At 64.1% G+C, this 25,246-nt stretch carries 25 protein-coding genes; 8 read left to right on the top strand and 17 right to left on the bottom strand.

The window, feature by feature from the left end; all coding sequences use genetic code 11:
- Positions 1–32 precede the first annotated feature (32 nt).
- Together FXB41_RS16955 and FXB41_RS16950 are read right to left on the bottom strand one after the other, a co-directional pair.
- Positions 33–737 carry a phosphatidylserine decarboxylase gene (locus FXB41_RS16955; protein WP_256375820.1) on the bottom strand — a complete coding sequence of 235 codons (705 nt, stop codon included), beginning with the start codon at positions 735–737 and terminating at the stop codon, positions 33–35.
- Positions 738–814: 77 nt separating this feature from the next.
- Positions 815–2,770 carry an ABCB family ABC transporter ATP-binding protein/permease gene (locus FXB41_RS16950; RefSeq protein WP_219682556.1) on the bottom strand — a complete coding sequence of 652 codons (1,956 nt, stop codon included), beginning with the start codon at positions 2,768–2,770 and terminating at the stop codon, positions 815–817.
- A gap of 203 nt (positions 2,771–2,973) precedes the next feature.
- Here FXB41_RS16950 and FXB41_RS16945 point away from each other — a divergent pair, with 203 nt between their 5' ends.
- On the top strand, positions 2,974–3,579 hold the full coding sequence (locus FXB41_RS16945) for an LOG family protein (RefSeq protein WP_007592508.1): 606 nt from the start codon (positions 2,974–2,976) through the stop codon (positions 3,577–3,579).
- On the opposite strand, the gene FXB41_RS16940 is transcribed toward FXB41_RS16945, so the two are convergent.
- From FXB41_RS16940 to cysS, 4 genes are all read right to left on the bottom strand, one after another.
- Positions 3,576–3,938: a VOC family protein gene (locus tag FXB41_RS16940; RefSeq protein WP_219682555.1), complete on the bottom strand. Its 363-nt coding sequence runs from the start codon at positions 3,936–3,938 to the stop codon at positions 3,576–3,578. The genes FXB41_RS16945 and FXB41_RS16940 overlap by 4 nt on opposite strands.
- A gap of 146 nt (positions 3,939–4,084) precedes the next feature.
- A complete protein-coding gene (cimA, locus tag FXB41_RS16935; protein ID WP_007592513.1) occupies positions 4,085–5,683 on the bottom strand; it encodes a citramalate synthase in 1,599 nt (532 codons plus the stop codon).
- Positions 5,680–6,189, bottom strand: coding sequence for a GNAT family N-acetyltransferase (locus tag FXB41_RS16930; protein ID WP_007592515.1), 510 nt, complete (start codon positions 6,187–6,189; stop codon positions 5,680–5,682). Before FXB41_RS16930 ends, cimA begins: the two co-directional genes overlap by 4 nt.
- 115 nt (positions 6,190–6,304) lie before the next feature.
- Positions 6,305–7,687, bottom strand: coding sequence for a cysteine--tRNA ligase (gene cysS, locus FXB41_RS16925; RefSeq protein ID WP_007592519.1), 1,383 nt, complete (start codon positions 7,685–7,687; stop codon positions 6,305–6,307).
- 293 nt (positions 7,688–7,980) lie between these two features.
- Here cysS and FXB41_RS16920 point away from each other — a divergent pair, with 293 nt between their 5' ends.
- Positions 7,981–8,286, top strand: coding sequence for a hypothetical protein (locus FXB41_RS16920; protein ID WP_007592521.1), 306 nt, complete (start codon positions 7,981–7,983; stop codon positions 8,284–8,286).
- Positions 8,287–8,416: 130 nt separating this feature from the next.
- Entirely contained in the window at positions 8,417–9,604 is a 1,188-nt protein-coding gene (locus FXB41_RS16915) for a DUF2865 domain-containing protein (RefSeq protein ID WP_219682554.1), read from the top strand.
- A gap of 167 nt (positions 9,605–9,771) precedes the next feature.
- On the opposite strand, the gene FXB41_RS16910 is transcribed toward FXB41_RS16915, so the two are convergent.
- The 3 genes from FXB41_RS16910 to FXB41_RS16900 form a co-directional block, all read right to left on the bottom strand.
- On the bottom strand, positions 9,772–11,529 hold the full coding sequence (locus tag FXB41_RS16910; RefSeq protein WP_219682553.1) for an NAD+ synthase: 1,758 nt from the start codon (positions 11,527–11,529) through the stop codon (positions 9,772–9,774).
- 98 nt (positions 11,530–11,627) lie between these two features.
- Complete coding sequence (locus FXB41_RS16905; RefSeq protein WP_007592527.1) at positions 11,628–11,981, bottom strand: diacylglycerol kinase; 354 nt, start codon at positions 11,979–11,981, stop codon at positions 11,628–11,630.
- 4 nt (positions 11,982–11,985) lie between these two features.
- Positions 11,986–13,374: a class II 3-deoxy-7-phosphoheptulonate synthase gene (locus FXB41_RS16900; protein ID WP_219682552.1), complete on the bottom strand. Its 1,389-nt coding sequence runs from the start codon at positions 13,372–13,374 to the stop codon at positions 11,986–11,988.
- 181 nt (positions 13,375–13,555) lie between these two features.
- Between FXB41_RS16900 and FXB41_RS16895 the strand changes: the two genes are divergently transcribed.
- Together FXB41_RS16895 and FXB41_RS16890 are read left to right on the top strand one after the other, a co-directional pair.
- The gene (locus FXB41_RS16895) at positions 13,556–14,452 is read left to right on the top strand and encodes an alpha/beta hydrolase family protein (protein WP_219682551.1); all 897 of its coding nucleotides are present in this window, start codon (positions 13,556–13,558) and stop codon (positions 14,450–14,452) included.
- A gap of 136 nt (positions 14,453–14,588) precedes the next feature.
- Entirely contained in the window at positions 14,589–16,397 is a 1,809-nt protein-coding gene (locus tag FXB41_RS16890) for an adenylate/guanylate cyclase domain-containing protein (RefSeq protein ID WP_246648941.1), read from the top strand.
- 130 nt (positions 16,398–16,527) lie between these two features.
- On the opposite strand, the gene FXB41_RS16885 is transcribed toward FXB41_RS16890, so the two are convergent.
- Together FXB41_RS16885 and FXB41_RS16880 are read right to left on the bottom strand one after the other, a co-directional pair.
- Positions 16,528–16,791 carry a hypothetical protein gene (locus FXB41_RS16885; RefSeq protein ID WP_007592535.1) on the bottom strand — a complete coding sequence of 88 codons (264 nt, stop codon included), beginning with the start codon at positions 16,789–16,791 and terminating at the stop codon, positions 16,528–16,530.
- Between the two features lie 187 nt (positions 16,792–16,978).
- Complete coding sequence (locus tag FXB41_RS16880) at positions 16,979–18,463, bottom strand: aldehyde dehydrogenase family protein (protein ID WP_219682586.1); 1,485 nt, start codon at positions 18,461–18,463, stop codon at positions 16,979–16,981.
- A gap of 113 nt (positions 18,464–18,576) precedes the next feature.
- On the opposite strand from FXB41_RS16880, the gene FXB41_RS16875 reads away from it, so the two are divergent.
- On the top strand, positions 18,577–19,659 hold the full coding sequence (locus tag FXB41_RS16875) for a substrate-binding domain-containing protein (protein ID WP_007592538.1): 1,083 nt from the start codon (positions 18,577–18,579) through the stop codon (positions 19,657–19,659).
- Positions 19,660–19,692: 33 nt separating this feature from the next.
- On the opposite strand, the gene FXB41_RS16870 is transcribed toward FXB41_RS16875, so the two are convergent.
- A complete protein-coding gene (locus FXB41_RS16870) occupies positions 19,693–20,268 on the bottom strand; it encodes a hypothetical protein (RefSeq protein WP_007592540.1) in 576 nt (191 codons plus the stop codon).
- A 157-nt stretch (positions 20,269–20,425) separates the two neighbouring features.
- On the opposite strand from FXB41_RS16870, the gene FXB41_RS16865 reads away from it, so the two are divergent.
- Positions 20,426–21,364, top strand: a complete 939-nt coding sequence (locus FXB41_RS16865) for a LysR family transcriptional regulator (RefSeq protein ID WP_219682550.1) — start codon at positions 20,426–20,428, stop codon at positions 21,362–21,364.
- A 95-nt stretch (positions 21,365–21,459) separates the two neighbouring features.
- Entirely contained in the window at positions 21,460–22,407 is a 948-nt protein-coding gene (locus FXB41_RS16860; protein WP_219682549.1) for a helix-turn-helix domain-containing protein, read from the top strand.
- A gap of 37 nt (positions 22,408–22,444) precedes the next feature.
- Here FXB41_RS16860 and FXB41_RS16855 read toward each other — a convergent pair whose 3' ends face one another.
- From FXB41_RS16855 to FXB41_RS16835, 5 genes are all read right to left on the bottom strand, one after another.
- A complete protein-coding gene (locus tag FXB41_RS16855; protein ID WP_219682548.1) occupies positions 22,445–23,029 on the bottom strand; it encodes a TIGR00645 family protein in 585 nt (194 codons plus the stop codon).
- Between the two features lie 33 nt (positions 23,030–23,062).
- Complete coding sequence (locus tag FXB41_RS16850; protein ID WP_007592545.1) at positions 23,063–23,698, bottom strand: TerC family protein; 636 nt, start codon at positions 23,696–23,698, stop codon at positions 23,063–23,065.
- Positions 23,695–24,057 (bottom strand): hypothetical protein, encoded by a 363-nt coding sequence (locus tag FXB41_RS16845; protein WP_219682547.1) that lies wholly within the window; start codon positions 24,055–24,057, stop codon positions 23,695–23,697. Before FXB41_RS16845 ends, FXB41_RS16850 begins: the two co-directional genes overlap by 4 nt.
- Positions 24,058–24,059: 2 nt before the next feature.
- On the bottom strand, positions 24,060–24,533 hold the full coding sequence (locus FXB41_RS16840; RefSeq protein ID WP_219682546.1) for a tellurite resistance TerB family protein: 474 nt from the start codon (positions 24,531–24,533) through the stop codon (positions 24,060–24,062).
- A gap of 276 nt (positions 24,534–24,809) precedes the next feature.
- Positions 24,810–25,190, bottom strand: a complete 381-nt coding sequence (locus FXB41_RS16835; protein ID WP_219682545.1) for a nuclear transport factor 2 family protein — start codon at positions 25,188–25,190, stop codon at positions 24,810–24,812.
- Between the last annotated feature and the right edge of the window lie 56 nt (positions 25,191–25,246).

The following is a 25,246-nucleotide window of genomic DNA, read 5'->3' as shown; positions in this document are numbered from 1 at the left end:
GCGGCGGAAGACCCTTCGGGCCGACTTATTGGTTAATTGGAGCGGTAGGCGCGGCTCGGGTCGTCTCCGGCGAGATCGGCCAGAATCGTCTCGCCGGCGATCGCGGTCTGGCCTTCCGAGACCAGCGCCCTGGTGCCCAGCGGCAGATAGACGTCGAGCCGGGAGCCGAAGCGGATCAGACCGAAGCGCTCACCGGCGCCGATTGCCTGCCCCTCTTTGACGAAGCAGACGATGCGCTTGGCGACGAGCCCTGCGATCTGGACCACGCCGATCCGCGCCGTCGGCGTCGTGATCGCCAGCGAGTTGCGCTCATTGTCCTCGCTCGCCTTGTCCAGCTCGGCATTGATGAACAGGCCGGGACGGTAGGCGATACGGTCCACCCGGCCCGTGATCGGGCTGCGGTTCACATGGCAGTTGAACACGCTCATGAACACCGAGATGCGCGGCAGTGGCCGGTCGCCGAGCCCGAGCTCGGCCGGCGGCAGCGCCATGGTGATCATCGAGACGCGGCCGTCGGCCGGCGACACCACGAGCCCCTCGCGCACAGGAGTCACACGCACGGGGTCGCGGAAGAACAGCGCGCACCACACGGTCAGGATGGTGCCGATCCACCCCAAAGGCGACCACAGCCAGAACAGGACGAGGCTTGCCAGCGCAAAGCCGCCGATGAAGGGATAACCCTCCTTGTGGATCGGCGGGATCTGACGCTGGATCGAATCGAGAATGGACATCGCTATCTGCCGCTCAGGGTTGATGGCGCAGGTCGTCCCGCGCGGTGGTGTTGTTTAGGCCAGAGTTGGGACCTGAGACAAGGTCACTCCGCCGCCGCAGGCGTCGTCAGGACATCGGCGACCGGCGGTGGCTCCCGGTTGGGCGCCTCGTCAGGGTCGGCCATCCTGGCCAGTTTCTCGCGCGCCGCCTCGGCCTCGCGCTGCCTGTTCCACATGCTGGCGTAAAGCCCCTCCTCCGCGAGCAGTTTCGCGTGGGTGCCGCGCTCGGCGATGCGGCCCTGGTCCAGCACGATGATCTCGTCGGCGCCGACGATGGTCGAGAGCCGATGGGCGATCACCAGCGAGGTGCGGTTCTTGGCCACGCGCTCGAGTGCGCCCTGGATCTCGTGCTCGGTGTGGGTGTCCAGTGCGGAGGTCGCCTCGTCCAGCACCAGGATCGGCGGCGCCTTCAACACGGTGCGCGCGATCGCGACCCGTTGTTTTTCACCACCTGACAGTTTCAGGCCGCGCTCGCCGACCTGGGTCTCGTAGCCTTTCGGCGCCATGCGGATGAAATGATCGATCTGCGCCAGCTGCGCTGCCTGCTCGACCTCGGCATCGCTGGCGTCCCAACGGCCGTAGCGGATGTTGTAGCGGATGGTGTCGTTGAACAGCACGGTGTCCTGCGGCACCATGCCGATGGACGCGCGCAAGCTCGCCTGCGTGACTTCGCGAATGTCCTGGCCGTCGATCAGGATCTTGCCGCCGGAAATGTCATAGAGGCGAAACAAAAGCCGCGAGATGGTCGACTTGCCCGCACCTGACGGGCCGACGATCGCGACCGTCTTGCCGGCCGGCACCTCGAAGCTGATGCCCTTGAGGATCGGACGGGACGGCTCATAAGCAAAGCGCACGTCCTCGAAACGCACATTGCCCGCGGAGATCACCAGCGGCTTCGCGCCCGGCCCGTCCTTGATTTCGGCCTCGCGCCCAAGCACGTTGAACATCTTCTCGATGTCGATGATCGCCTGCTTGATCTCGCGATAGACCATGCCCATGAAATTCAAGGGCTGGTAGAGCTGGATCATCATGGCGTTGACCAGCACGAAATCGCCGACTGTGTTGGTGCCGTTGCGCACGCCGATCGCGCACATCAGCATGGTCGCGGTCAGCCCCAGCGTGAAAATCACGGCTTGTCCGGTGTTGAGCACGGCAAGCGAAGTATAGGCCTGGACGCTCGACTCCTCGTAACGCGCGACCGATCGATCGTAGCGCTGCGCCTCACGGGTCTCGGCGCTGAAATATTTGACGGTCTCGTAGTTGAGCAGCGAGTCGATCGCCTTGGTGTTCGCCTCGGTGTCAGCATCGTTCATCTTGCGGCGGATGCCGATCCGCCACTCGGTCGCGATGTAGGTGTAGTACATGTAGACCGCGACAGTGACGAGGGTCGCGAGCACGTAGCGCCAATCGAACTGCCACAGCAGCACGGCCATCAGCAGCGAGACCTCGACGATGGTCGGGATCAACTGCAGGATCACCATGCGCACGATGACCTCGATGCCCTCGCGGCCGCGCTCGAGCACGCGCGTCAGGCCGCCGGTCTTGCGCTCCAGATGGAAGCGCAGCGACAGCTCGTGCATGTGGATGAAGGTGATGGTGGCGAGCTTGCGCACCGCGTGCATCGCGACGCGCGCGAAAATGCCGTCGCGCCATTGCGTGAGCACCGCCATCACGATGCGCATCACGCCATAGCTGGCGGTCAGCAGCAGCGGCGAGGCGATCACCCAGAGGTGCCAATTGTCGGCCTGAACCGGCGCGGTGTTGGCGCCGGTCAGCGCGTCGGTCGCCCATTTGAAGCTGAAAGGAACCGTCAGCGTGATCAGCTTGGCGGCGAGCAGCAGCACCATCGACCAGACCACGCGCATCTTCAGGTCGAAGCGGTCGCCCGGCCAGATATAGGGCCACAGATGCGCCAGCGTGCCCATCAGCGTGGCCCGCTCCAGCGGCCCCCCGGCGGGATCAGGAACGTTGGGGCCGGCGGGCAATTGAGCTTGGTCCATCAAGAAGCCTGAAAAAGCCCGTCGGATGCGGGCTGCGTTGCTATTAAGGATTTTCGATTGTCATATAGAGCCTTATCGATGCCCATGCACCCCGCCAGATGGCGAATCTTCGATTGTTCGCCGTCGTTTACCGGTAGATTTCCGGAAGTCCCGAATCACCGATTGGGCTTGACGCCTCTCCGCTGCAATGCATCATGGCACCAATGAGCACGATCAAAACCGTCTGTGTCTATTGCGGCTCCGGCCCAGGAACCAATCCCCGTTTCACCGAAGGCGCCAAGGCGTTCGGCAAGGCGCTCGCCGAGAACAACATCCGCCTCGTCTACGGCGGCGGCTCGCTCGGCCTGATGGGCTCGGTCGCGACCTCCGTGCTCGATCACGGCGGCACTGTCACCGGCATCATCCCCGATTTCCTGCGGATGCGCGAAAACGCGCTGACGCGCGTGCAGGAGATGATCGTCACCCCCGATATGCACGAGCGCAAGCGGCTGATGTTCGAACGCTCCGACGCCTTCGTGGCGCTGCCGGGCGGCGTCGGCACGCTGGAGGAACTGGTCGAGCAATTGACCTGGAAGCAGCTCGGACGTCACGCCAAGCCGGTGCTGCTGGCCAACATCGATAATTTCTGGGAGCCGCTGTTCTCGCTGCTGTCGCACATGCGCCAGACGGAATTCATCCGCGCCGGGCTTTCGGTCGACATCCTCAAGGCCGATCGGATCGAAGAGATTTTGCCGAAGCTGAAATCGGCGGCAGCGCAGATCGAAGATGCGGAAAAGCAGATCGCCCCGGAAATGGCGCGCAAGCTCTAGTCCGCAGGAAACGTCACCGCCTCGATCCGGTTACCATCGGGGTCGAGGACGAAGGCTGCATAATAACGCACGCGATCGTGCGGGCGGATACCCGGCGAGCCGGCGGACAGCGCCGCGGCGTGAAATGCATCGACCTCGGCGGTCGTCTTGGCCCGCAGGCAGATATGCACGCCGCTCTCCGGCGGCACGTGCGGCATGCCCTCGCGCAGATTGATCCAGAATTCGGGATAGGCCTTGCCAAAGCCGATCGTCCGCGGCCGCGTGACGATGCGCGTGAGCCCAAGGGCCCCGAGCGTTGCTTCGTAAAATGTCGCCGAACGTTCGAGATCGCTGACGCCGACGGAGATGTGATCAATCATGGGTCGCGCTCCCCTCTCTCCTCGTCATTGCGAGCGAAGCGAAGCAATCCAGACTGGCGCGGTGGACGCAGTCTGGATTGCTTCGTCGCTTCGCTCCTCGCAATGACGGCGTTTGTGGCGCCGCCATGGCTCACGGACACTATCCCCTACGCTGGCGCGCCCGACTTCACCAGCTTGTAGATCACCGAATCCATCAGCGCCTGGAACGAGGCGTCGATAATGTTGGGGGACACGCCGACCGTGGTCCAGCTGTCGCCGTTCTCGTCCTCGCTCTCGATCAGGACGCGCGTGACCGCGCCGGTGCCGCCGTTGAGGATACGCACGCGATAGTCGATCAGCGTCAGGCCTTCGATATATTTCTGGTACTTGCCGAGATCCTTGCGCAGCGCGACGTCGAGCGCGTTGACGGGACCGTTGCCTTCGGCCGCCGAGATCAGATGCTCGCCGGCGACGTTGACCTTGACCACCGCCAGCGCCACGGTGACGCGCTCGCCATGCGAATTGTAACGCTGCTCGACATTGACGTCGAACTGCTCGACCTCGAAATAATGCGGCACCTTGCCGAGCGTGCGCCGCGCCAACAGCTCGAACGAGGCGTTGGCGGATTCATAGGCGTAGCCTTGCGCCTCCCGCTCCTTCAACTCCTCGACCAGCCGCGACAGTTTCGGATCGCTCTTCTCGTAGGCGATGCCGGCGCGGTCGAGCTCGGCGATGACATTGGAGCGTCCGGCCTGGTCGGACACCAGCACCTTGCGGTGATTGCCGACCAGTTCCGGCAGGACGTGTTCGTAGGTCTGCGGATCCTTCAGCACGGCGGAGGCATGGATGCCGGTCTTGGTGACGAACGCGCTCTCGCCGACATAGGCTGCATGCCGGTTCGGCACGCGGTTGAGCATGTCGTCAAGCGTGCGCGACACTTTGACCAGGGTCGCGAGCTTCTCCGCTGTCACGCCGATCTCGAAGGCGTCGGCAAACTCGGCCTTCAGCTTCAAGGTGGGGATCAGCGAGCAGAGATTGGCGTTGCCGCAGCGCTCGCCGAGGCCGTTCAGCGTGCCCTGGATCTGCCGCGCGCCGGCGCGCACCGCGGCGAGCGAATTCGCCACCGCCTGCTCGGTGTCGTTATGGGCGTGAATGCCGAGATGATCGCCGGGGATGTGCTTCGTCACCTCGGCAACGATCGCTTCGATCTCGTTGGGCATGGTGCCGCCGTTGGTGTCGCACAGCACCACCCAGCGCGCGCCGGCGTCATAGGCAGCTTTCGCGCAGGCGAGCGCGAAACCGGAATCCTCCTTGTAACCGTCGAAGAAATGCTCGCAGTCGAGCATCACCTCGCGGCCGGCGGCCTTCGCCGCCGCAACGCTGTCGCGGATCGACGCGAGGTTCTCCTCCTTGGTCGTCTCCAGCGCAACGCGCACCTGATAGGCCGACGACTTCGCCACGAAGCAGATCACGTCGGCTTTGGCTTCCAGCAGCCCGGCCACACCGGGATCGTTGGAGACCGAGCGCCCCGCCCGACGTGTCATGCCGAACGCAGTGAAGCGCGCATGCGAAAACTTCGGCTTGGTGCCGAAGAACTCGGTGTCGGTCGGATTGGCGCCGGGATAGCCGCCCTCGACATAGTCGATGCCGAGTTCATCGAGCATCTGGGCAATGATTTGCTTGTCGGTCAATGTGAAATCGACCCCATTGGTCTGCGCACCGTCACGCAGCGTGGTGTCGAACAGATAGAGACGCTCCTTGCTCATTGCAGCGCTCCCGACGCGGGGCCACTGCCGAGCGTCTTTTGCATAGTGGTGTTGGCCAGCCACTCGTCGTTGACGGTGATGCTGTTGCGCTGCATGGCGACATAGCCGCGCTTGGCGAAAAAGCCCTGCGCGTTATCGCTGGCGTCGACCGTCAGCTTGTCGGCGCCGCGGCCGCCCGCAAGCTTTTCCAGCGCATCGACGAGCATCGTCGCCAGACCCTGCCCGGCCACGGCCGGATGCACATAGAGCATGCGGATATGGTCCTTGCCCCGCAGCGACGCAAAGCCCACCGGTGATCCCTCCAGCGTTGCGATCAGCGTCAGGTCGGAGGCGAGCCCCTTGCCGAACTCTTCGTCCTCCACCGACGCCATCCAGGCCTGCTGCTGCGCTTCGCTATAATCGTCGCCGGTCAGCTCTTCGATGCTGGCCGTGAAGATCGCGGCGAGAACCGGCACGTCCTCCGGCAGGAAGGGCCGCAAGCCGGGCTTTGGGAGTGCTTGTGCCATCGTCTTTACCACATCCCATAGAGTTTCAGTGCCAGCGCCACGGCGGCGCCGAGCAGCAGGATTTTCAGCGCGATGTAATAGAACCAGTGCCGCGGAAAAGGCGTGTCGGGCCGCTTCATCGTGCGACCTCCCACGTCGTGCCTTCCTTGGAGTCCTTGATCGCAACGCCCATCGCGGCAAGCAGATCGCGGATACGATCGGATTCCGCAAAGTCTTTGCGCGCACGCGCCGCCGTCCGCTCCGAGATCAGCCGCTCGACTTCCTTGGCATCGACGCCGCTCGCCTGCTGCTTGCGCCCTTCCCACTGTGCGGCGCTCTCGGAGAGAAAGCCGAGCAGCCGCAACGAACCCGCGAGGGCACCAACGTCGCTGCCGCGCAGGCCATGCAGCGCCGCGATGGCCAGCGGCGTGTTGAGGTCGTCGAGCAGCGGCTCGATCACCGACGGGGCGGGCTTGCCGGGTACGACGTCAGCCGCAACCCGATACCAGTCGTCGAGCGTCCTGGCGCTCTCCTCCAGCGACTTCGTCGTCCAGTCGATCGGCGAGCGGTAATGCGTCTTGAGCATATTCAGGCGCAGCACTTCGCCCGGCCATTCCGCGAGCAGCTCGTGAATCGTGACGAAGTTGCCGAGCGACTTCGACATCTTCTCACTCTCGACCTGCAGGAAGCCGTTGTGCATCCAGTAGTTAGCCATGCGCTCGCGGTGGAAGGCGCAGCAGGTCTGCGCGACCTCGTTCTCGTGATGCGGAAACACGAGATCGATGCCGCCGCCATGGATGTCGAAGTGCTCGCCGAGATGCTTCCAGGCCATGGCCGAGCACTCGACGTGCCAGCCCGGCCGCCCCTGCGCGGCGACGCCGGCCGGTGATGGCCATGACGGCTCGCCGGGCTTGGACGGCTTCCACAGCACGAAGTCGGTGTTGCCCTTCTTGTAAGGCGCGACATCGACGCGGGCGCCGGCGACCATCTCGTCCAGCGAACGGTTGGACAGCGCGCCATAGCGCGGCAGCCCGGAATCGACCGCGTTCATCGCCTGCGGCGAGAACAGCACGTGATCCTCGGCAACATAGGCAAAGCCGCCGGCAACCAGCCGCTCGATGATCTCGCGCATCTCGCCGATATGCTCGGTCGCGCGCGGCTCGACGCTCGGCCGCAGCGCGCCGAGCGCGTCGACGTCGGCGTGAAACTGTTTGCCGGTCTGCTCCGTGACTTTCCGGATCGCCGCGTTCAGCGGCAGGCCGGGGAAATCCCGCGCCGCGCGGTCGTTGATCTTGTCGTCGACGTCGGTGATGTTGCGGACATATTTGACGTGCGCCTCACCGTAGAGATGGCGCAGCAGCCGGAACAGCACGTCGAACACGATCACCGGCCGGGCGTTGCCGATATGGGCGAAGTCATAGACGGTCGGTCCGCAGACATACATGCGGACGTCCTTGGCATCGAGCGGCACGAAGGTGCGCTTTTCCCGGCTCAGCGTATCGTAAAGGCGCAATTCCATAAGGATACCCGTCGGCTGTTGGCCGGGCGTCCAGTGCTCTCAATGGTTTTGAGAAAAGACGGCTCCAGCCAGCGAATCGCTAGCTCGTAATCTCGCGGCAAATGGCGCAAATGACGAGGAGACCGTTCATGACGGAACATATGGGCTATGAGGCGGCCCCGCGTCAAGAGAGCCGCGAAAATGCCGCTTTATCTCCGCAATGCGCAGCCGCCGCGCATAGATGGTTCATATCCTTAACCATTTGAGCCCATTCTGGAACTGGCAGTTCCTATTTTTTGCCCTCCGGTGTTTTCATGCGATCATTGCTCGCGCTCATTTCCTGCGCCTCCATCCTTGTCGTTTCCAGCGCTCTCGCCGAGACCCGCGTCTTCATCATCCCCAACCAGGCGGATGGCTACGGCGTCGATCAGTGCCTGGCCAAGAGCGACAAATGCGGCGCGCAGGTCGCCCGCACCTACTGCCAGTCACGCGATTTTGCCCAGGCTTCGGCCTATCGCCGGGTCGATCCCGACGAAATTACCGGCTCTGTCCCCAAATCCGGCGCAAACTGCTCCCATGGCCATTGCGATGAATATGTCGCAATCACCTGCCAGCGCTGAATTCGCTCGGAACTGGCGTACCTTAGGCCCAATCGCTGGCCTCTGAAACGACGTGACGATGCCGCAGGAAGCGGCTATGGGAGGGCGCGCTTCGGCCCCCCACATCACGCGTGGCCGTGACCTCGCTAGAATGGCGGATATGCCTGAATTTTTGTCTCTCTCCCGTGCTCGCTCGATCCTTGCCTGCGCCGTGCTCTTGAGCACGGTCGTGCTCGCCAATGGTGCCTCCGCACAGGCCGGCCCGCCGGGACCGCCGCCTCAGCCCGGCCAGAACGGGCTCGGACCCAACCCGATGTGCGCGCGCCTGGAAGGCCAGCTCGCCGGTCTCGATCGTGGCAACGGCGGTGATCCCGCGCGCGAAGACCAGATCCGCCGCTATCAGGAATCGCAGAGCAAGCAGCAGGCCGAGCTCGACCGCGTCACCATGCAGGCCAAGCGCATGGGTTGCGATTCCTCCGGCTTCTTCTCGCTGTTCAGCGGCCAGTCCGCGCAATGCGGTCCGGTCAACACCCAGATCCAGCAGATGCGCGCCAATCTGGACCAGATCACCGGCAATCTCGAACGCCTGCGCGGCGGCGCCGGCGGCTTCAGCCCCGAGCGCGACAACCAGCGCCGCTCGGTGCTGGCAGCACTGGCGCAGAACAATTGCGGCCCGCAATATGCCAACGCCGCGCAGTCGCAAGGCGGCGGCAACTTCCTGAGCAATCTGTTCGGCGGCAACAACCCCAACAATCCGCAAAGTGTGCCGCCGTCCGATCTCGGCCCGCAATCAGGCACCTATCGCACCGTGTGCGTGCGCACCTGCGACGGCGCGTATTTCCCGGTCTCGTTTGCGACCGTGCCGGCGCGCTTCCCCGACGACGAGAAGACCTGCAAGGCGCTGTGCCCGGCCGCCGAAGCCGTTCTCTATACCCATCGCAATCCCGGCGAAGACATGAATTCCGCGGTCTCCACCAGCGGCCAGCCCTATACGGCGCTGCCGACCGCGTTCAAATTCCGCAGCGAGTTCAACCCGTCCTGCTCCTGCAAGGCCGCGGGCCAGACCTGGGCCGACGCGCTCAAATCGGCAGACGACAAAGCATCGGCCGAGCAGCAGGGTGACATCATCGTCACCGAGGAGAGCGCCAAGAAGATGCAGCAGCGGCAGCTCAACAAGGGCACGCCTGCGAATGCCAAGAAGGGCGCGGCGCCGGCGCCGACGACGGCTGGCGCGCCGGCAGCAACGCCGCCGGCGGAAACCGGCACCCCTGCGACCTCGTCCGAGAACAAGCCGATCCGTTCGGTCGGCCCGAGCTTCCTGCCGCAACAGCAGAAGTAGGCGGCCACAAATTCAACTGTCATGCCCGCGAAGGCGGGCATCCAGTACTCCGCGGCGGCAGTTGGGTTTCGACAACATCCGCCGCGGCGTACTGGATCATCCGCCTTCGCGGATGATGACAGCGTCGTACGTGACGACACCGTCCATCCCACGACCTTCGGCCAGCCTTACCCCTCGAACGCGTCGATCGAGGCTTTGCTCCCACGCGACACCAGCGTCTCGTCCGGGGCGGCGAGCTGCTCGCCTTTATCGCGAAAGCGGTTGGTGATGGGATAGCGGCGGTCGCGGCCGAAATTCCTGGCCGTCACCTTGACGCCGGGCGCGGCCTGGCGGCGCTTGTATTCGGCGACATTGAGGAGATGATCGATGCGGGTGACCGTCTCGCGGTCGAAGCCGGCGGCGATGATTGTGTCGAGCGGCTCTTCGCGCTCGATCAGACGCTCCAGGATGGCATCGAGCACGTCGTAAGCGGGCAACGAATCCTGGTCGGTCTGGTTCTCGCGCAGCTCCGCGGTCGGTGGACGCGTGATGATGTCGGGCGGGATCACCTCGCCGGCCGGCCCCAGCGCCCCCTCAGGCTTCCACGAATTGCGCAAGCTTGCGAGCCGAAACACCTGTATCTTGTAGATGTCCTTGATCGGATTGAAGCCGCCGTTCATGTCGCCATACAGCGTGGTGTAGCCGACCGACATTTCCGACTTGTTGCCGGTGGTCACCACCATCAGGCCGGTCTTGTTGGAGATCGCCATCAGCAGCGTGCCACGGGTCCGGGCCTGGAGATTCTCCTCGGTAACATCGGGCGGCAGATTCTTGAAGACGCCGGACAGGATGGTCTCGAACCCGGTCACCGCCTCCGCGATCGGCAGCACCTCGTAGCGGATGCCGAGATGGCCGGCGAGCTCGCCGGCGTCCGCGATCGAGTGTGCCGCGGTGTAGCGATAAGGCAGCATCACGCCGTGCACCTGATCGGCACCGAGTGCATCGACCGCGATCGCCGCGCAGAGGGCAGAGTCGATACCGCCGGAAATGCCGAGTAGCACACCGGGAAAGCCATTCTTGGCGACGTAGTCGCGTAAGCCCAGCACGCAAGCCGCGTAGTCGGCGTGGTCGCCCTCGGGCTGCGCGGCGATCGGACCGGTGCAGCGCCAATCGTCGCCGCTTCTCGTGAAGTGCAGTGTGGTGATGCTCTCCGCGAACGCCGGCAATTGCGCCGCGAGCGAAAGGTCGCCGTTGAGCGCGAAGGAAGCACCGTCGAACACCAGCTCGTCCTGGCCGCAAACCTGGTTGAGATAGACCAGCGGCAGACCGCTCTCGGTGACGCGCGCGACCGCGACCGACAAGCGCACGTCGGCCTTGTCGCGGGCATAAGGCGAGCCGTTCGGCACAAGGATGATCTCCGCGCCGGTCTCGGCCAGCGTCTCGACCACGTTCTCGTAGTTCTCGGACTCCTCCAGCCAGATGTCCTCGCAGATCGGCACACCGATGCGCACGCCGCGCACGGTGACGGGGCCGGCCGCGGGACCGCGCGAAAACAGCCGCTTCTCGTCGAACACGCCGTAGTTCGGCAGATTGCATTTGAAGCGCAAGCCAGCGATACGGCCGCCGTCGAGCAGCGCACAGGCATTGTAGAGCCTGCCCTCCTCGACCCAGGGCGTGCCGATCAGCATCGCCGGCCCGCCATCGGCGGTCTCGCGCGCCAGCGCTTCGATCGCAGCGCGGCAGGCGGCCTGAAACGAAGGCTTCTGCACCAGATCTTCCGGCGGGTAACCGGCGATGAACAATTCCGGAAACAGCACGAGATCGGCGCCGTCGGCGGCTGCCCGCACGCGCGCCGCGCGCGCTTTCGCGGCATTGCCGTCGATGTCGCCCATTGTGGGATTGAGCTGGGCGAGCGTGACCGCGAATGCATTGAGACGTTCGGTCATGGCCACCGCGCTCCGATCAGAGCATGATCCGGAAAAGTGTGAAGCGGTTTTCCGAAAAGATCATGCTCAAAACAACAACCTAAAGCGCGATTAGCGCTTTAGAGGAATCCCAATCGCTCGATGATGGCGATGATCCAGAATGCGCCGGCCATCAGGAGCGCAAGACCGACCGCGGCCGAACCCATGTCCTTGACCCGTCCGATCTGCTTGTCGTGATCCATGGTCAGCCGGTCGGCAAGCTTCTCGATCGCAGTATTGAGCAGCTCGACCACCAGCACGAACGCGACCGCGCAGATCAGCTCGACCGCGCGCATCGCAGTCGCGCCGACCAACCACGCGAGCGGCAGCGACAAGAGGAGCGCAACGATTTCCTCGCGGACCGCCTGCTCCGAGCGGAACGCAAAGGCCAGACCGTTACGGGAATTGATCGTGGCCTTCCAGATCCGCAGCAAGGTCTTAGAGCCCCGCTGCGACCGGGATCGGCCTGACCTTGCCGGCGCGTTCCTGCTTGAGCAGTTCTGCGACCAGGAAAGCCATGTCGATGGATTGCTCGGCGTTGAGCCGGGGATCGCAGACCGTGTGGTAGCGGTCGTTGAGATCCTCGTCGGTGATCGCGCGGGCGCCGCCGAGGCACTCGGTGACGTCCTGGCCGGTCATCTCCAGATGCACGCCGCCGGCATGGGTGCCTTCCGCGGCGTGGATCGCGAAGAACGACTTCACCTCGGAAAGAATGCGGTCGAAGGGCCGCGTCTTGTAGCCTGACGTCGAGGTGATGGTGTTGCCGTGCATGGGATCGCACGACCACACCACCACTTTGCCCTCGCGCTTCACGGCGCGGATCATGTTCGGGAGGTGCTCGCCGATCTTGTCGGAGCCGAACCGCCCGATCAGGGTTAGTCGGCCCGGTTCGTTGTCGGGATTGAGCACGTCGATCAGCTTCAGCAGTTCGTCGGGCTTGAGCGACGGGCCGCATTTGAGCCCGATCGGATTCTTGATGCCGCGGAAATATTCGATATGGCCGTGGTCGAGTTGGCGGGTGCGGTCGCCGATCCAGATCATGTGACCCGAGGTCGCGTACCAGTCGCCGGTAGTGGAATCGACGCGGGTCATGGCCTGCTCGTAGCCGAGCAGCAGGGCCTCGTGGCTGGTGTAGAAATCGGTGGCGCGCAGCTCGGGGTGGGCCTCGAGATCGAGGCCGCAGGCGCGCATGAAGTTGAGCGCATCGGAGATGCGGTCGGCCAATTCCTTGTAGCGGCGGGACTGCGGCGAGTCCTTGAGGAAGCCGAGCATCCACTGATGCACGCTGCCGAGATTGGCGTAGCCGCCGGTCGCGAACGCGCGCAACAGGTTCAGCGTCGCGGCCGACTGGCGATAGGCCATCAGCTGGCGCTGCGGATCAGGGATGCGCGCTTGCTTGGTGAAGGCGATGTCGTTGACGATGTCGCCGCGATAGCTCGGCAGCTCGACACCGTCGATCTTCTCCATCGGCGAGGAGCGCGGTTTTGCGAACTGGCCGGCGACGCGCCCGACCTTCACCACCGGGACGGCGCCGGCATAGGTCAGCACCACCGCCATCTGGAGCAGCACACGAAAGAAGTCGCGGATGTTGTTGGCACCGTGCTCGGCAAAGCTCTCGGCGCAGTCGCCGCCCTGCAGCAGGAAGGCCTCACCGGCCGCGACCCGCGCTAAGGCCTTCTTCAGATTGCGCGCCTCGCCCGCGAATACCAGCGGCGGAAAGGTCGCAAGCTGCGCCTCGACGTCGGCCAGGGCCTTGGCGTCGGGATAATCGGGCACCTGTAGCACCGGCTTGCTGCGCCAGGATTCGGGCGTCCACCGCTCGGACATCGCAATCTCTCCGTGAAGCAAAAAGCACAACCTGATCTGTGGGTTGCGAGGGTCGCCTTATACACAGGCTGGCCACCGGCCGCCAGTTGTAAATCCAATTGGCACTGCAAAGCCTTGCGGGGAAAGCCAAATTCGCATTTGCTGGGAAACGGCGAGGAAACCGGCAGGATACCTTCTGCCCATGGGCGTGGCACTGGACGACGTTTTCATCGACGAGATCAGCTTCCCGGCGACCGACGGGTATGCGCTGGCCGGCACGCTATTTCTGCCGCGCGGCACCAAACGCCATGCCGTGCTGGTGAATTCGGCGACTGCCGTCCCGCGAAAAATCTATCGCGGCTTTGCCTCCTATCTCGCCCATCGCGGCTGCGCGGTCCTGACCTACGACTATCGCGGCATCGGCGACTCCCGGCTGCCGGCGATGGTCGGCTACAACCAGCCGAAATCGCTGGTCGGCTTCAAGGCCTCGATGTCGGACTGGGCCGCGCTCGACGTCACCGCCGCAGTGCACTGGATGCGGGAGCGCTACAACACCCTGCCCTTAGCCTATGTCGGTCACTCCTTTGGCGGCCAGGCGCTCGGGCTGATCGCCAACAACGCGGACATCTCGCGCGCCGCGTTCGTGGCCTCGCAGGCGGCGACCTGGCGGCTGATGACATCGCCGGAAAAATACCGCGTCTTCGCTTTCATGAATCTTGTCGGTGTGCCGCTCGTCCACGCGCTCGGTTACGCGCCGGGCTGGGCCGGCATCGGTGAGGATTTACCCAAGGGCGTCTTCCTGCAATGGGCCGAGTGGGTTTCGAGCCCCCGTTATCTCTTCGATTCAAAGCTGCCGGCGCTGGAGAATTTCGCCAGATTCAAGGGCGAGCTGCGCACACTCTGCTTCTCCGACGATCCCTGGGCAACGCAGCCCGCGGTCGAGTTGCTTGCGAGCGGATTCACCGCGATCAAGCCGGAGGTGGTCAACGTGAAGCCGTCCGACGTGGGCGCCAAGGCGATCGGCCATTTCGGCTTCTTCCGCCCTGACCATCGCGACACGCTGTGGCGTGGCGTCGCGGAATGGATCCAGGGGGAATGAGAATACAGCATGAAAGGCGTGGACCGACACATGCTCCTTCCCTGAGTGAAGCAGACCTGAGCACGATGATCCGGCATTTCGTCTTGTGACCCCGGACGAACGTCGGTGCTAGCCGAAAGCAGCTCTGCGTGCTTTGATGCGCAGGGCCAAATATCTTATTTTAAAGGCCATTTTGTTAGGGGCCATTTTGACCGGCGAGCGCGTGGAACGACGACTTGTAGCGGTATTGGCTGCCGATGTCGCCGGTTACAGCCGTCTCATGGGCGCTGACGAGGAAGGCACGCTGGCCCGGCTGAAGGCGGCTCGAAGGATCGTTGTCGACCCCACGATCGCTGCGCATCGCGGCCGCATCGTCAAGACCACCGGCGACGGCATGCTGGTCGAGTTTGCGAGTGCGGTGGACGCCGCGCGCAGTGCGGTCGAAGTCCAGCGCAGAATGGCGGCGCAGAACGCCGACGTCTCCGCGGCAATGAGGATCGATTTCCGGATCGGCATCCACATCGGCGACATCATCATCGATGACAACGACATCTTCGGTGATGGCGTCAACATTGCCGCGCGCCTTGAAGGAATAGCCGACCCCGGCGGCATCTGTATCTCCGACGATGCTCGTCGGCAGATTCGGGGCAAGATAGACGTCGTCTATAACGATATGGGTCTGCAAGCACTCAAGAATATCGCCGAACCGATGCATGCATGGCGCCTCCTTGTCGATGCGAATTCCTCTGCAGCATCAACGCCAGCACAAGCGCCCGAAATTGCGCAACCGCTGGCGCTTCCGGACAAGCCGTCCATCGCGGTGCTGCCGTTCCAGAACATGAGTCCCGATCCGGACCAGGAGTTCTTCGCGGACGGAATCGCGGAGGACGTCATCACGGCATTGTCGCGATATTCCTCACTGTTCGTCATCGCCCGCAATTCGTCATTTTCCTTCAAGGGACGCGCGGTAGACGTAAAACAAGTCGGCCGCGAACTGGGCGTTCGCTATGTGCTTGAGGGCGGCCTGCGAAAATCCGGCAACCGCGTCCGAGTCACCGCACAGCTTGTCGAAGCAGAGACAGGCAATCATGTCTGGGCGGAACGCTACGACCGCGATATAGCCGACATCTTCTCCGTACAGGATGACATCGCGCAGTCCACGACCATCGCCATTGCGCCGGTCATTGCCGGCGCCGAGCAACAGCGGGCAATGCGCAAGCCACCCGCAAGTCTTGATGCCTGGGGTGCCTACCAGCGTGGGATGTGGCATCTCGGCAAGGCGAGTACCGAGGATGATGCGCTTGCCGGAGAATTCTTTCAGCGGGCCATCGATCTCGATCCGATGTTCGCGCCCGGATATATCGGGCTCTCCACCGTGCTCAGTCGGTCGAAAGGAACACAAGTCGAAGAAGAAGAATTGGCGCGACGCGCGGTCGCTCTGGATCGCGGCAACGCAGACGCCCATTCACGCCTGGCGCTGGCGCTCAACGCTCGGGGCGATCACGGCGGAGCACGTGCGCAGGCCGAGCGTGCGCTGGCACTCTGCCCGAATCTCGCACCGGCTCACGGAGCGCTGGGCGTCATTCTCGCGTATTCTGGCTGTCCCAAAGAGGGCCTCGTCGCCCTCGAGACGTGCATTCGGCTGGACCCTCGTGACCCATCGCTGGTGAATCGCTTGAACCAGGTCGCGTTGGCTCACTATTTTTGCCGGGACTACACGGCCACAGTCGAGGCGGCGGAGCGCGCGATCCGAACATTTCCCGATTTTCCCTCCCCCTACCGCTGGCTTGCCGCAGCTCTCGGCCAACTCGGTCGAACCGCTGAAGCCGACGATGCGCTGCAGAAAGCAATCGCAATTTCATCAGCATCCTTCGAGTTTCAGGTCCGTCAACGGCCACCGTGGTTTCGGCCAGAAGATCACGCCCTCATGTTGGACGGCCTTCGTAAAGCCGGTTGGGAGGATTGAAGAGGCAGTTGACCGATTTCCATTCACGGCCCGTCGTGTCGGTGATGTAGCGCGGGGTCCGACGCAAGCGGCAAGCCGCCGGCCTGGGCGCGAACCGCCGCGGTTGCAGTCGGAACGACGAGTATGCGTCCTAGCGAATGATTGTCGTCAGCGACGAATAGCGCTTGTTCGGCTTGGCTTCGCCGGGCGCGAATTGCGCAAAGGCGTCGCTGACGCGGACGGCCGGCGGCGTATCGCCGGCGAAACGAAACTCCTTTGGCCGCGGCGCGTAGAAGCTGGCGCTGTAATAAGCATCGTCGAAGCGCGCCTCGCCGATCCCGAACATTGCGTCGCACGCGAACAGAAGTGCGTAGACTCCCGCGACCGCGACGACGACCTCCCTGAGAACTGACATGCTGATGCCCAACCCTGTTGCAGACAGGATGCACGCCGGTTCCAAAGCCGGGGTTTAAGGCCGCACAGTTCTTGTCCGCAGGGTTTGCCGCCGCTGAGCGGAATGCAGACAATTTTACCGATCTCGAAAAAAGAGCCCGCCGGATCGGGTGATCAGGCGGGCTCCAGGCTTGGCCGCTCGGGAGGTATCAAACGGCCAGATTCATCCAGACAGCCTTGGGCTCCGTGAAATTGTCGAGCGCCGCGGTGCCGTGCTCGCGGCCGAGGCCGGAGTCGCGCTCGCCGCCCCAGGGCAGGCGCACGTCGGTGTAGCCATAGGTGTTCATCCAGACCGTGCCCGCGCGCGCCCGCTTGGCGAAGCGCTGCAGCTTGCCGATGTCGCGGCTCCAGACGCCGGCGGCGAGGCTGTAAGCCGTGCCGTTGGCAATCCGCAAAGCGTCGGCCTCGTCCTTGAACTTGATGACGCTGACGACGGGGCCAAAGATCTCTTCCTGCGAGATCCGCATCTCATGCGCGACATTCGCGAACACCGCGGGGCTGATGAAGTAGCCGCGATCGCCTACCTTCTCGCCACCGGTGACGAGGGTCGCGCCCTCCTTCCGGCCGATATCAACATAATCGAGGACCGATTTCATCTGCTTCTCGGATATGACGGGGCCGAGCGTCGTCTTGCGGTCGAGCGGGTCGCCGATCCTGAGCGACTTTGCGCGCGCTGCCAGTCGCTCGACGACTTCGTCATAGGCCTTCTCCTGCACCAGCACGCGGGAGCCGGCCGAGCAGACCTGGCCGGCATTGAAGAAGATGCCGGAAGCCGCAGCTTTCGATGCGGCTTCGAGATCGGCATCGTCGAAAATAACGTTGGCCGACTTGCCGCCCAGCTCGAGCGAGACGCGCTTGAAGTTGCTTGCGGCGCCCTTCATGATTCCCCGCCCGACACCGGGAGAGCCGGTGAAGGTGACCTTGTCGACGTCGGGGTGATTGACCAGCGCGTCGCCGACGACGCGGCCGGGGCCAGTGACGACGTTGAAGACGCCCGCCGGCAGGCCGGCTTCAAGCGCGAGCTCGGCGATGCGTAGCGCCGACAACGAGGTCAGCTCGGCCGGCTTCATCACGATGGTGCAGCCGCAGGCCAGCGCCGGCGCAAGCTTCCACATCCCGATCATCAGCGGGAAATTCCAGGGCACGATCGCCGCGACCACGCCGACCGGCTCGCGCACGGTGTAGGTCAGGGCATCATCGCGCACGGGCACGACGTCGCCGCTGATCTTGTCGGCCCAACCGGCGTAGTAGATCAGCGTGTCGACGGCGGCCGGAAAATCCTGCCGCGATGTCGCGGAGATCGGCTTGCCGGCGTCGATCGATTCGAGTTCGATGATCTCCTCGGCGTGGGCCTTGAGCAGGTCAGCCCAGCGCAGCAGGATCTGGCCGCGTTCGGACGCCCGCATCGTGCGCCAGGAGCCTTCGAAAGCCCGGCGCGCGGCGGCGACCGCATGCTCGACATCGGCCTCGTTGCCTTCGGCGACGACGGCGATGACCTGCCCGGTGGCCGGATTGAGCGACTTGAAGGTGCGACCGGAGCTTGCGGGGACGCGGCGGCCGTCGATCAGCAGATGCTGTGGCCGGGACATGAACTCGGTGGCCGGCGAATGTGCAAAGTCATATGCAACAGACATCATATTTCCTCCAGTTCTGGTATGCCAGACTAGATGTCTGTCGAGCGGAGTAAATATGATATGGTTTGCAAATGGACGCTCCTGATATGAAGTCCAGTTCATAAAGACGACCAATGCTTCAGATCGAGATCGAGGCCGTATGGCGGTTTCGCCGCGAGGGCAATCCGCGCACAGCCATCATCATGCTCGGCGTCCTCAACGAAATCCGGAGGACCGGGAAGATCACCAGCGCGGCCAAGGACGCGCACCTCTCCTATCGCCATGTCTGGAATCTGATCGAGCAATGGTCGGAGTTCTTCGGCACGCCGCTGGTCGAGACCCAGCGCGGCAAGGGCTCAAAGCTCACACCGTTCGGCGAGCGGCTGGTGTGGGCGGGCGAGCGCATGCAGGCCCGGCTCGGACCTCAGCTTGAAAACCTCGCGCAGGAATTGGCGAGCGAGATCAAGCCGTTCCTCGAGCAGCGCCCGTCGGTGATCCGCGTGCATGCCAGCCACGGCTTTGCGGTGGCAAAACTGCGCGAATTCCTCGACCGCGAGCCGGGCATCGGCGTCGATCTGCGCTATGTCAGCAACCAGCATTCGCTGGTCTCGCTGGCGCAGGGCGCCTGCGATCTCTCGGGCCTGCATCTGCCGCACGGCGCGCTGCGCGCCCAGGGCATCAAGGCTGCGCGCGAATGGCTCGATCCACGCGAGGATCGCATCGTCAGCTTCGTCACACGCGAAATGGGATTGATGGTCGCGCGCGGCAATCCGCTGCGCATCGCTTCGCTCGACGATCTCACCGGACCAAAAGTCCGCTTCGTCAATCGCGACCACGATTCCGGCACGCGGCTCCTGTTCGACCAACTGCTCGCGGCAAGCGGAATTGACGAGAGCCGTATCAACGGCGCGCAGCAGATCGAGTTCACCCACGCCGCGGTCGCGGCCTATGTCGCGAGCGGCATGGCCGATGCGAGTTTCGGCGTCGAGGCCGCCGCCCGGCATTTCGGCCTCGATTTCATCCGGCTCCTGACCGAGGATTATTTCTTCGTCTGCAAGCGCGCGTTCCTGGACACCGGGCCGATGCAGCGCATCCTGGAGATCATCCGCAGCGCCAATTTTCGCGCGGCTGTCGCTACGCTACCCGGCTATGTGCCGTCGGACACGGGCACCGTCACCGGTGTGAAGGCGTTTCTGGAGATGCACGCCGTGCGATAATGCCGAAGGATGCCGTCGCCTTATCCGCGCCGGTCAGATCGCCGGCTCGTCCTTCAGCGCCGACAGGACCCGCTCGCCCTGCGCGGTCAGCCGGTACGTCACCAGCGGACGGCTCGACGGTGGTTTGCGCGCGAGCTCGACGATGTAGCCGCGCACCATCAGGGCTTCGAAGCTGCCGTAATAGCCGAACATGCTGATCTGGTTCTGCCTGAGCAGCTTGAACTCGCGCAAGAGACGGATCTCGTTGCCCGACAGCAGCGACCGGCGCACGCGCTGAACGAACCGCGCGCGCTGCTCGAACCAGTTTTGGTCCGGCAGTTCGTGCAAGGCCGGTGCCGGGGCCCGTTCGCAGGGACGCGCGTCCTGCGCAATCTCGACCGTCACCTGCGGCAGGCACGGCATGCTGCTGCTGACAACCGCGTCCTTCGCGACGTCGAGCAACGCGAGCGGCCAGCGCCGCTTGTTGTCCACCATGACCGGCGGTGGCATGACGCTGTCGCGCACCAGCTGCTCGAAGCGTCCGGCGGTGACGCCGACATAGGCCGCCGCGCGACGGCGATCGACCAGACGCGTATCCGGCGCGACCTCGCAAACAATGTTCTCGTCCACCCCGGATCCCCTGGCGCCTCGTTGCGCATGGCATGACGGTCCGGCGGGACCGGCCAAGCCGGGCGCGAACCTAGGTGGGAGGAGCGTGCTCGAAAAGCACAGAATTTCGTACATATTGATGCCGTTTCGGCAACAGCTATAGTGGGCCGGGGATCCCATGCGCTTTCACTCACCGGCCATCCAGTACTTCCACGCCGTCCGCCGCACCGGTTCGATTCGGGCCGCGGCGCGCCTGCTGAACGTTGCCTCGTCGGCCGTAAGCCGCCAGATTCTCAAGCTCGAACAGGAGGTTGGGTCACCGTTGTTCGAGCGCAATGCGCGCGGCCTGACGCTGACGACGGTCGGCGAGATGTTGGCCCGGCACGTCATGAACGTGCTCCAGGACCTCGACCGCTTCCGCTCGGACGTCGCGTCCCTGTCGGGGACCTGGCACGGCACCGTCAGCATTGCCTGCATCGAGTCGCTCACGGAATCGGTGCTGCCGGACCTGATCGCCTCACATCGCGGCCGCGCCCGGCGCGTCAGCTTCACCACCGAGGTGAAGGGATCGACGGATGTGCTGGAGGCCCTGAGCCGCGGCGAGGCCGACATCGGCATCGCCATGGCGCTGCGCCATCCGCCGGACCTGCGCCAGGTCGCCTTGAAACGGTTTCGCCTCGGCGCCGTCGTCGCGCGCGAGCATCCACTGGCGCGCCGCAAGACGGTCACCCTAACCCAATGTCTCGCCTTTCCCGTCATCCACGCGCTGCCGGAGCTGTCGATCTATCATCTGCTCCAGCCGCTGATCGCGCAGCTGTCCGAGACGCCGGAGCCTGCCATCCAGGCCAACTCGATCGACCTGATGCGCGAGCTCGCCGCGCGCGGCCTCGGCGTCGCCTTCCAGACCCAGCTCGGCATCGACAGGCTGTCGCGCGACAGCCGGCTCGTCTTCCTGCCACTCGACAATGCCGGCAGTCCGGTGTGGTCAGATCTCGGCATCTACGTTCGCGCCGAGCGCACCCTGCCCGCCCACACGGAATCCTTCCTCCAGGAGCTGGTGCGCGAGCTGGGCGAGCGCGAGCGGCGGGAAAACGCGGCCTATCCGCAGGTTGCGTGATGAAGCGTCGCAGTAGTTTCCCGGGATAGGGCCGACGGTCGACCATCTGATACCGTTTGTATTTTGCGGCTCATCCCTCGCGCCAGGATCCCGAAATGCCGCTAGCTCGGCTGAAGCCTTCGCGAATCCTCGGCATCGAGCGCTTCTCGGATTTCGCCGAGTTTCGCGCCAACGAGGTGCTCGGCCTCGGCATCAGCACGCCGCTCCGCCCGCGCGAATTCTCGCTGTCTCGCGCCATCCTGCCGCTCCAGGATGGGTTGTTCGTGCTCCAGCGCTCCTTTGCACGGCGATTTGAGGCCGAGATCGGCACGGACAATGGTGTCGGCCTCGTCGTCCCCCTCACGTTTCACTCCACCTCCAACGGCCGCGAGGTCGACAATTCAACGATTGCGATCATGCGCGGCAAAACCCCCGTCGACGCGATCGAGCATCATCCCAACACTTACCTGATGCTGCGCTTCAACTCGGACATGCGCCATCGCGGCTGGACGGATTTCGACACCGGCCTCGCATATGTTCGCGCGCAGGACCATCCGATGGCGCGCCTACGTGCCGCTATCCTGGAGATGTTCTCACTCGCCTCGGCGTGCAACGATCCCCGGCAATTCGAGGCGCTCAACCGCCCCATCCAGGAGACGCTGCTCGCCTGCCTCGACGACACCCTGGCGCCGGCCGGCGGGCTGACTGCGCGACGCGCATCGTTCGCCAAGCACTGCAAGCTGATCGCGCGCCTCGACGAAATGGTCATGTGGTCCGGCAGCAAGGCACTCTACAGTGACGACCTCGCCTCTGCGCTCGGCGTATCGGTGCGTACGCTGCAGACCGCCGCACATGCGGTGCACGGCGTGAGCCTGCACCACTATCTGCGCCTCAAGCGGCTGTGGTCCGCCCGCATCCAGCTCATGGTCGGAGGCGGCGGCATGAGCGTCAAGGCCGCAGCGCTCGGCAACGGCTTCTGGCATCTTGGTGAGTTCTCGCGCGGCTACAGATTGGCGTTCGGCGAGGCACCCTCCGAGACGCTGGCGCGGAGCCGACGTCCCTGAGCGCAGCCTTCGGGCTTTGAGCGGCCGTCGGTCACGCTCAGCCTTGGCCGGCTCCCTTGCGCTGGCCGCCCTCGCTGAGGCGGTCGACCCAGGCGATGCCGATCGCGGAGATGATGAAGGTCAGATGGATCAGCACCTGCCACATCACGCCGCTCTCGGTGAAATTGCTCCGCGTCGTGCCGAGATTGCCCGCCTCGATGAAAGTCCTGAGCAGCGAGATCGAGGAGATGCCGATGATTGCCATCGCAAGCTTGATCTTGAGCACGCTGGCATTGACGTGGCTGAGCCATTCCGGCTCGTCCGGATGACCGCTGAGGTTCAGGCGCGAGACGAAGGTCTCGTAACCGCCGACGATCACCATCACCAGCAGGTTCGAGATCATCACGACGTCGATCAGCCCGAGCACGACCAGCATGATCTGCTGCTCGCTGGCGTCGAACGAGTGCACGACCAGGTGCCAGAGCTCCTTCAGGAACAGCAGCACATAGACGGCCTGCGCGACGATCAGCCCGACATAGAGCGGGACCTGCAGCCAACGCGAGCCAAAGATGAGTTGGGCAAACGGGCCGATTTGCGGCGCCGACACGGTATCCACCGAAGGTGCTTTGGATTCGGACGTCATTGATCACTCCGGATGATGGACAGGCGCGCTGCCTCAGAGACTCGCGATCACAGGCGCGAGCTCGAGCGATCCGCGATAGATCATCTCGAAGGCGACGTAAACGATGATAGCGAGGCCGACATAACCGATCCAGCGCTGCTTCTGGAGTACGCGGCCGAGCAAATCGGCGGCGACGCCCATCAGCGCGACCGACAACAGCAGGCCGAAGGCGAGGATGTAGGGATGCTCACGGGCAGCACCCGCAACCGCGAGCACGTTATCGAGCGACATCGAGACGTCGGCGGCAACGATCTGCACGGCCGCCTGCCTGAAGGTCTTTCGGGAGGCAGGAGCAGCGCCGCTGCCACCATGGCTGAACGCGAGCTCGTTCGCATGCGCGGACTGCTCGCGCAGCTCCCGCCACATCTTCCAGCACACCCAGAGCAGCAGCACGCCGCCGGCGAGCAACAGCCCGATCACTTGCAGAAGCTGGGTCGCGACGCCGGCAAAGACGATGCGCAGGGCGGTCGCGGCGATGATGCCGACGACGATGGCGCGCCGGCGCTGCTCGGCCGGCAGGCCGGCTGCGGCAAGGCCGATGACGACGGCGTTGTCGCCGGCGAGCACGAGGTCGATCAAGACGACCTGAAGCAGCGCGGTCAACGCTTCGGTGGTGATGAATTCAGTCATGATTGGTCATTTTTCGGTGCGGCAGGATCGAGCCATTGCGGCTTCTTCCGCTCGACCCAATCCAAAACCTTGCTGCGCGAGGATCGCAGCGCGGGCACGTCTTCCGCGAGCAAAGCGAGGCCGAGCGGCAGCATCCAGACGCCGAGCACCGGCAGGAACGAGAGCACGCCGCCGACAATCAGCAGCGCGCCCGAAGGGATTCTCACCCAGCGGCTGGACGGCTTGAGCAGATAGGTGACGGTGTCGCCCATGCGCGGCGGCAGGCGATGGACAAGCTTGTCGAGGCGCGGGTCGCCGCCAGCCATCTGGCCGGTAGCGCCCGCAGTCCCTGTCTTATCCTCGTCCGAAACTGCGCTCATGCTTACTCCTCGGCGGCGATGCGCTGTTCGGCGCGCACTGCACGGGGCGCCACCTGCTTTGCACGAGGCAGCACCAGCGTCAGCAGGCGCAACAGCTTGATCGCCTGCACTTCGTGGGGATGCACGTCCTCGTCCGCGGCCGCGACGCGCTCCGACAGCTCCATCAAATGAGCCGACAGCGGCAGGTCCGAAACCGGACGCAAGTTCTCGATCACCACATTGGCGAAATCCGGTTCCTCGAGCCGTTCGGCAAGCTCGTCGAACATGGCGTAGAGCCGGTCCTCGGATATGTGCGGTGCCAGCTTGCGATCCCGGATGAAACGGACGACCTCGTCGCGTTCGACCGGCGAAACTTGGCGGTCGGCAACCGCAACCAGCGCGCCGACGATCACCAGCGCCACCGCAGCCTGCTCGTTCAGGCTGGACGGCTCCGTGATCTCGATTTCGATCGGATTTGAATGCTTGGCGTCAGACATCGTTGCTCCCGTATCTTGCGAAATATCCGCACGGAGCTGCGATGGGGACGATTGAGTCGGAGAGGCTCTCAAGAAGGCCCGACGATCGGCCGATCCATCGCATTCGCGCGGGACAGGTCATCCGACATCACGAGGTTTTGCCGACAGCGTCGGCGTCCTCGCCAGAGGGGCCCGGATTCTTGTTCCTTCCACACATAAAGATGGGCCTGTCGGAATCAAGGCGACGCGGCTGCGACCAGCCGCCGCATCGGGTTCCGTGTTGCGACCGAGCCCGTGTTACCCCATCCGCTCGACAAGATGCGCCCGCGAGGGTGACGGCTCGAACCTGTCGCCGAAATACTGCGTCTCGTGCGCCACGAGGCCGTCGCGGAATTCCATGATGCTCACGACGTAAGACGGCACCCCGTCATAGGTCAGCACGAATTCGCTCACCCAGAGATCGTTGCCGCCGACGATGCGCCGAACCGTGAAGCGCTTCTTGTTCGGTTGTACGAACCGGCTCTGCTGGATGTTGCTGCGACCGCGAATCCGCTCGCCGGATTGCGGATAGTCGAGCACCGCGTCCTCGCGGTAGATGTCGTGCTCGGCCTCGAAATCGTTCGCGTCCGAAGCGTCCCAATGGCGCTGGAGCGCGGCCAGCTTACCCTGATCATCCATCGTGATCTCCCGTTTGACTGTGTTCTCGTTATGCCATCTGAGATTGGCCTCAAGGC

Origin of the sequence: Bradyrhizobium canariense, from assembly GCF_019402665.1 — a bacterium.
In the GTDB taxonomy this organism is placed as follows: Bacteria; Pseudomonadota; Alphaproteobacteria; order Rhizobiales; family Xanthobacteraceae; genus Bradyrhizobium; species Bradyrhizobium canariense.
The sequence above is the reverse complement of the archived record's forward strand: the minus strand, read 5'-3'. Positions and strand labels throughout refer to the sequence as shown.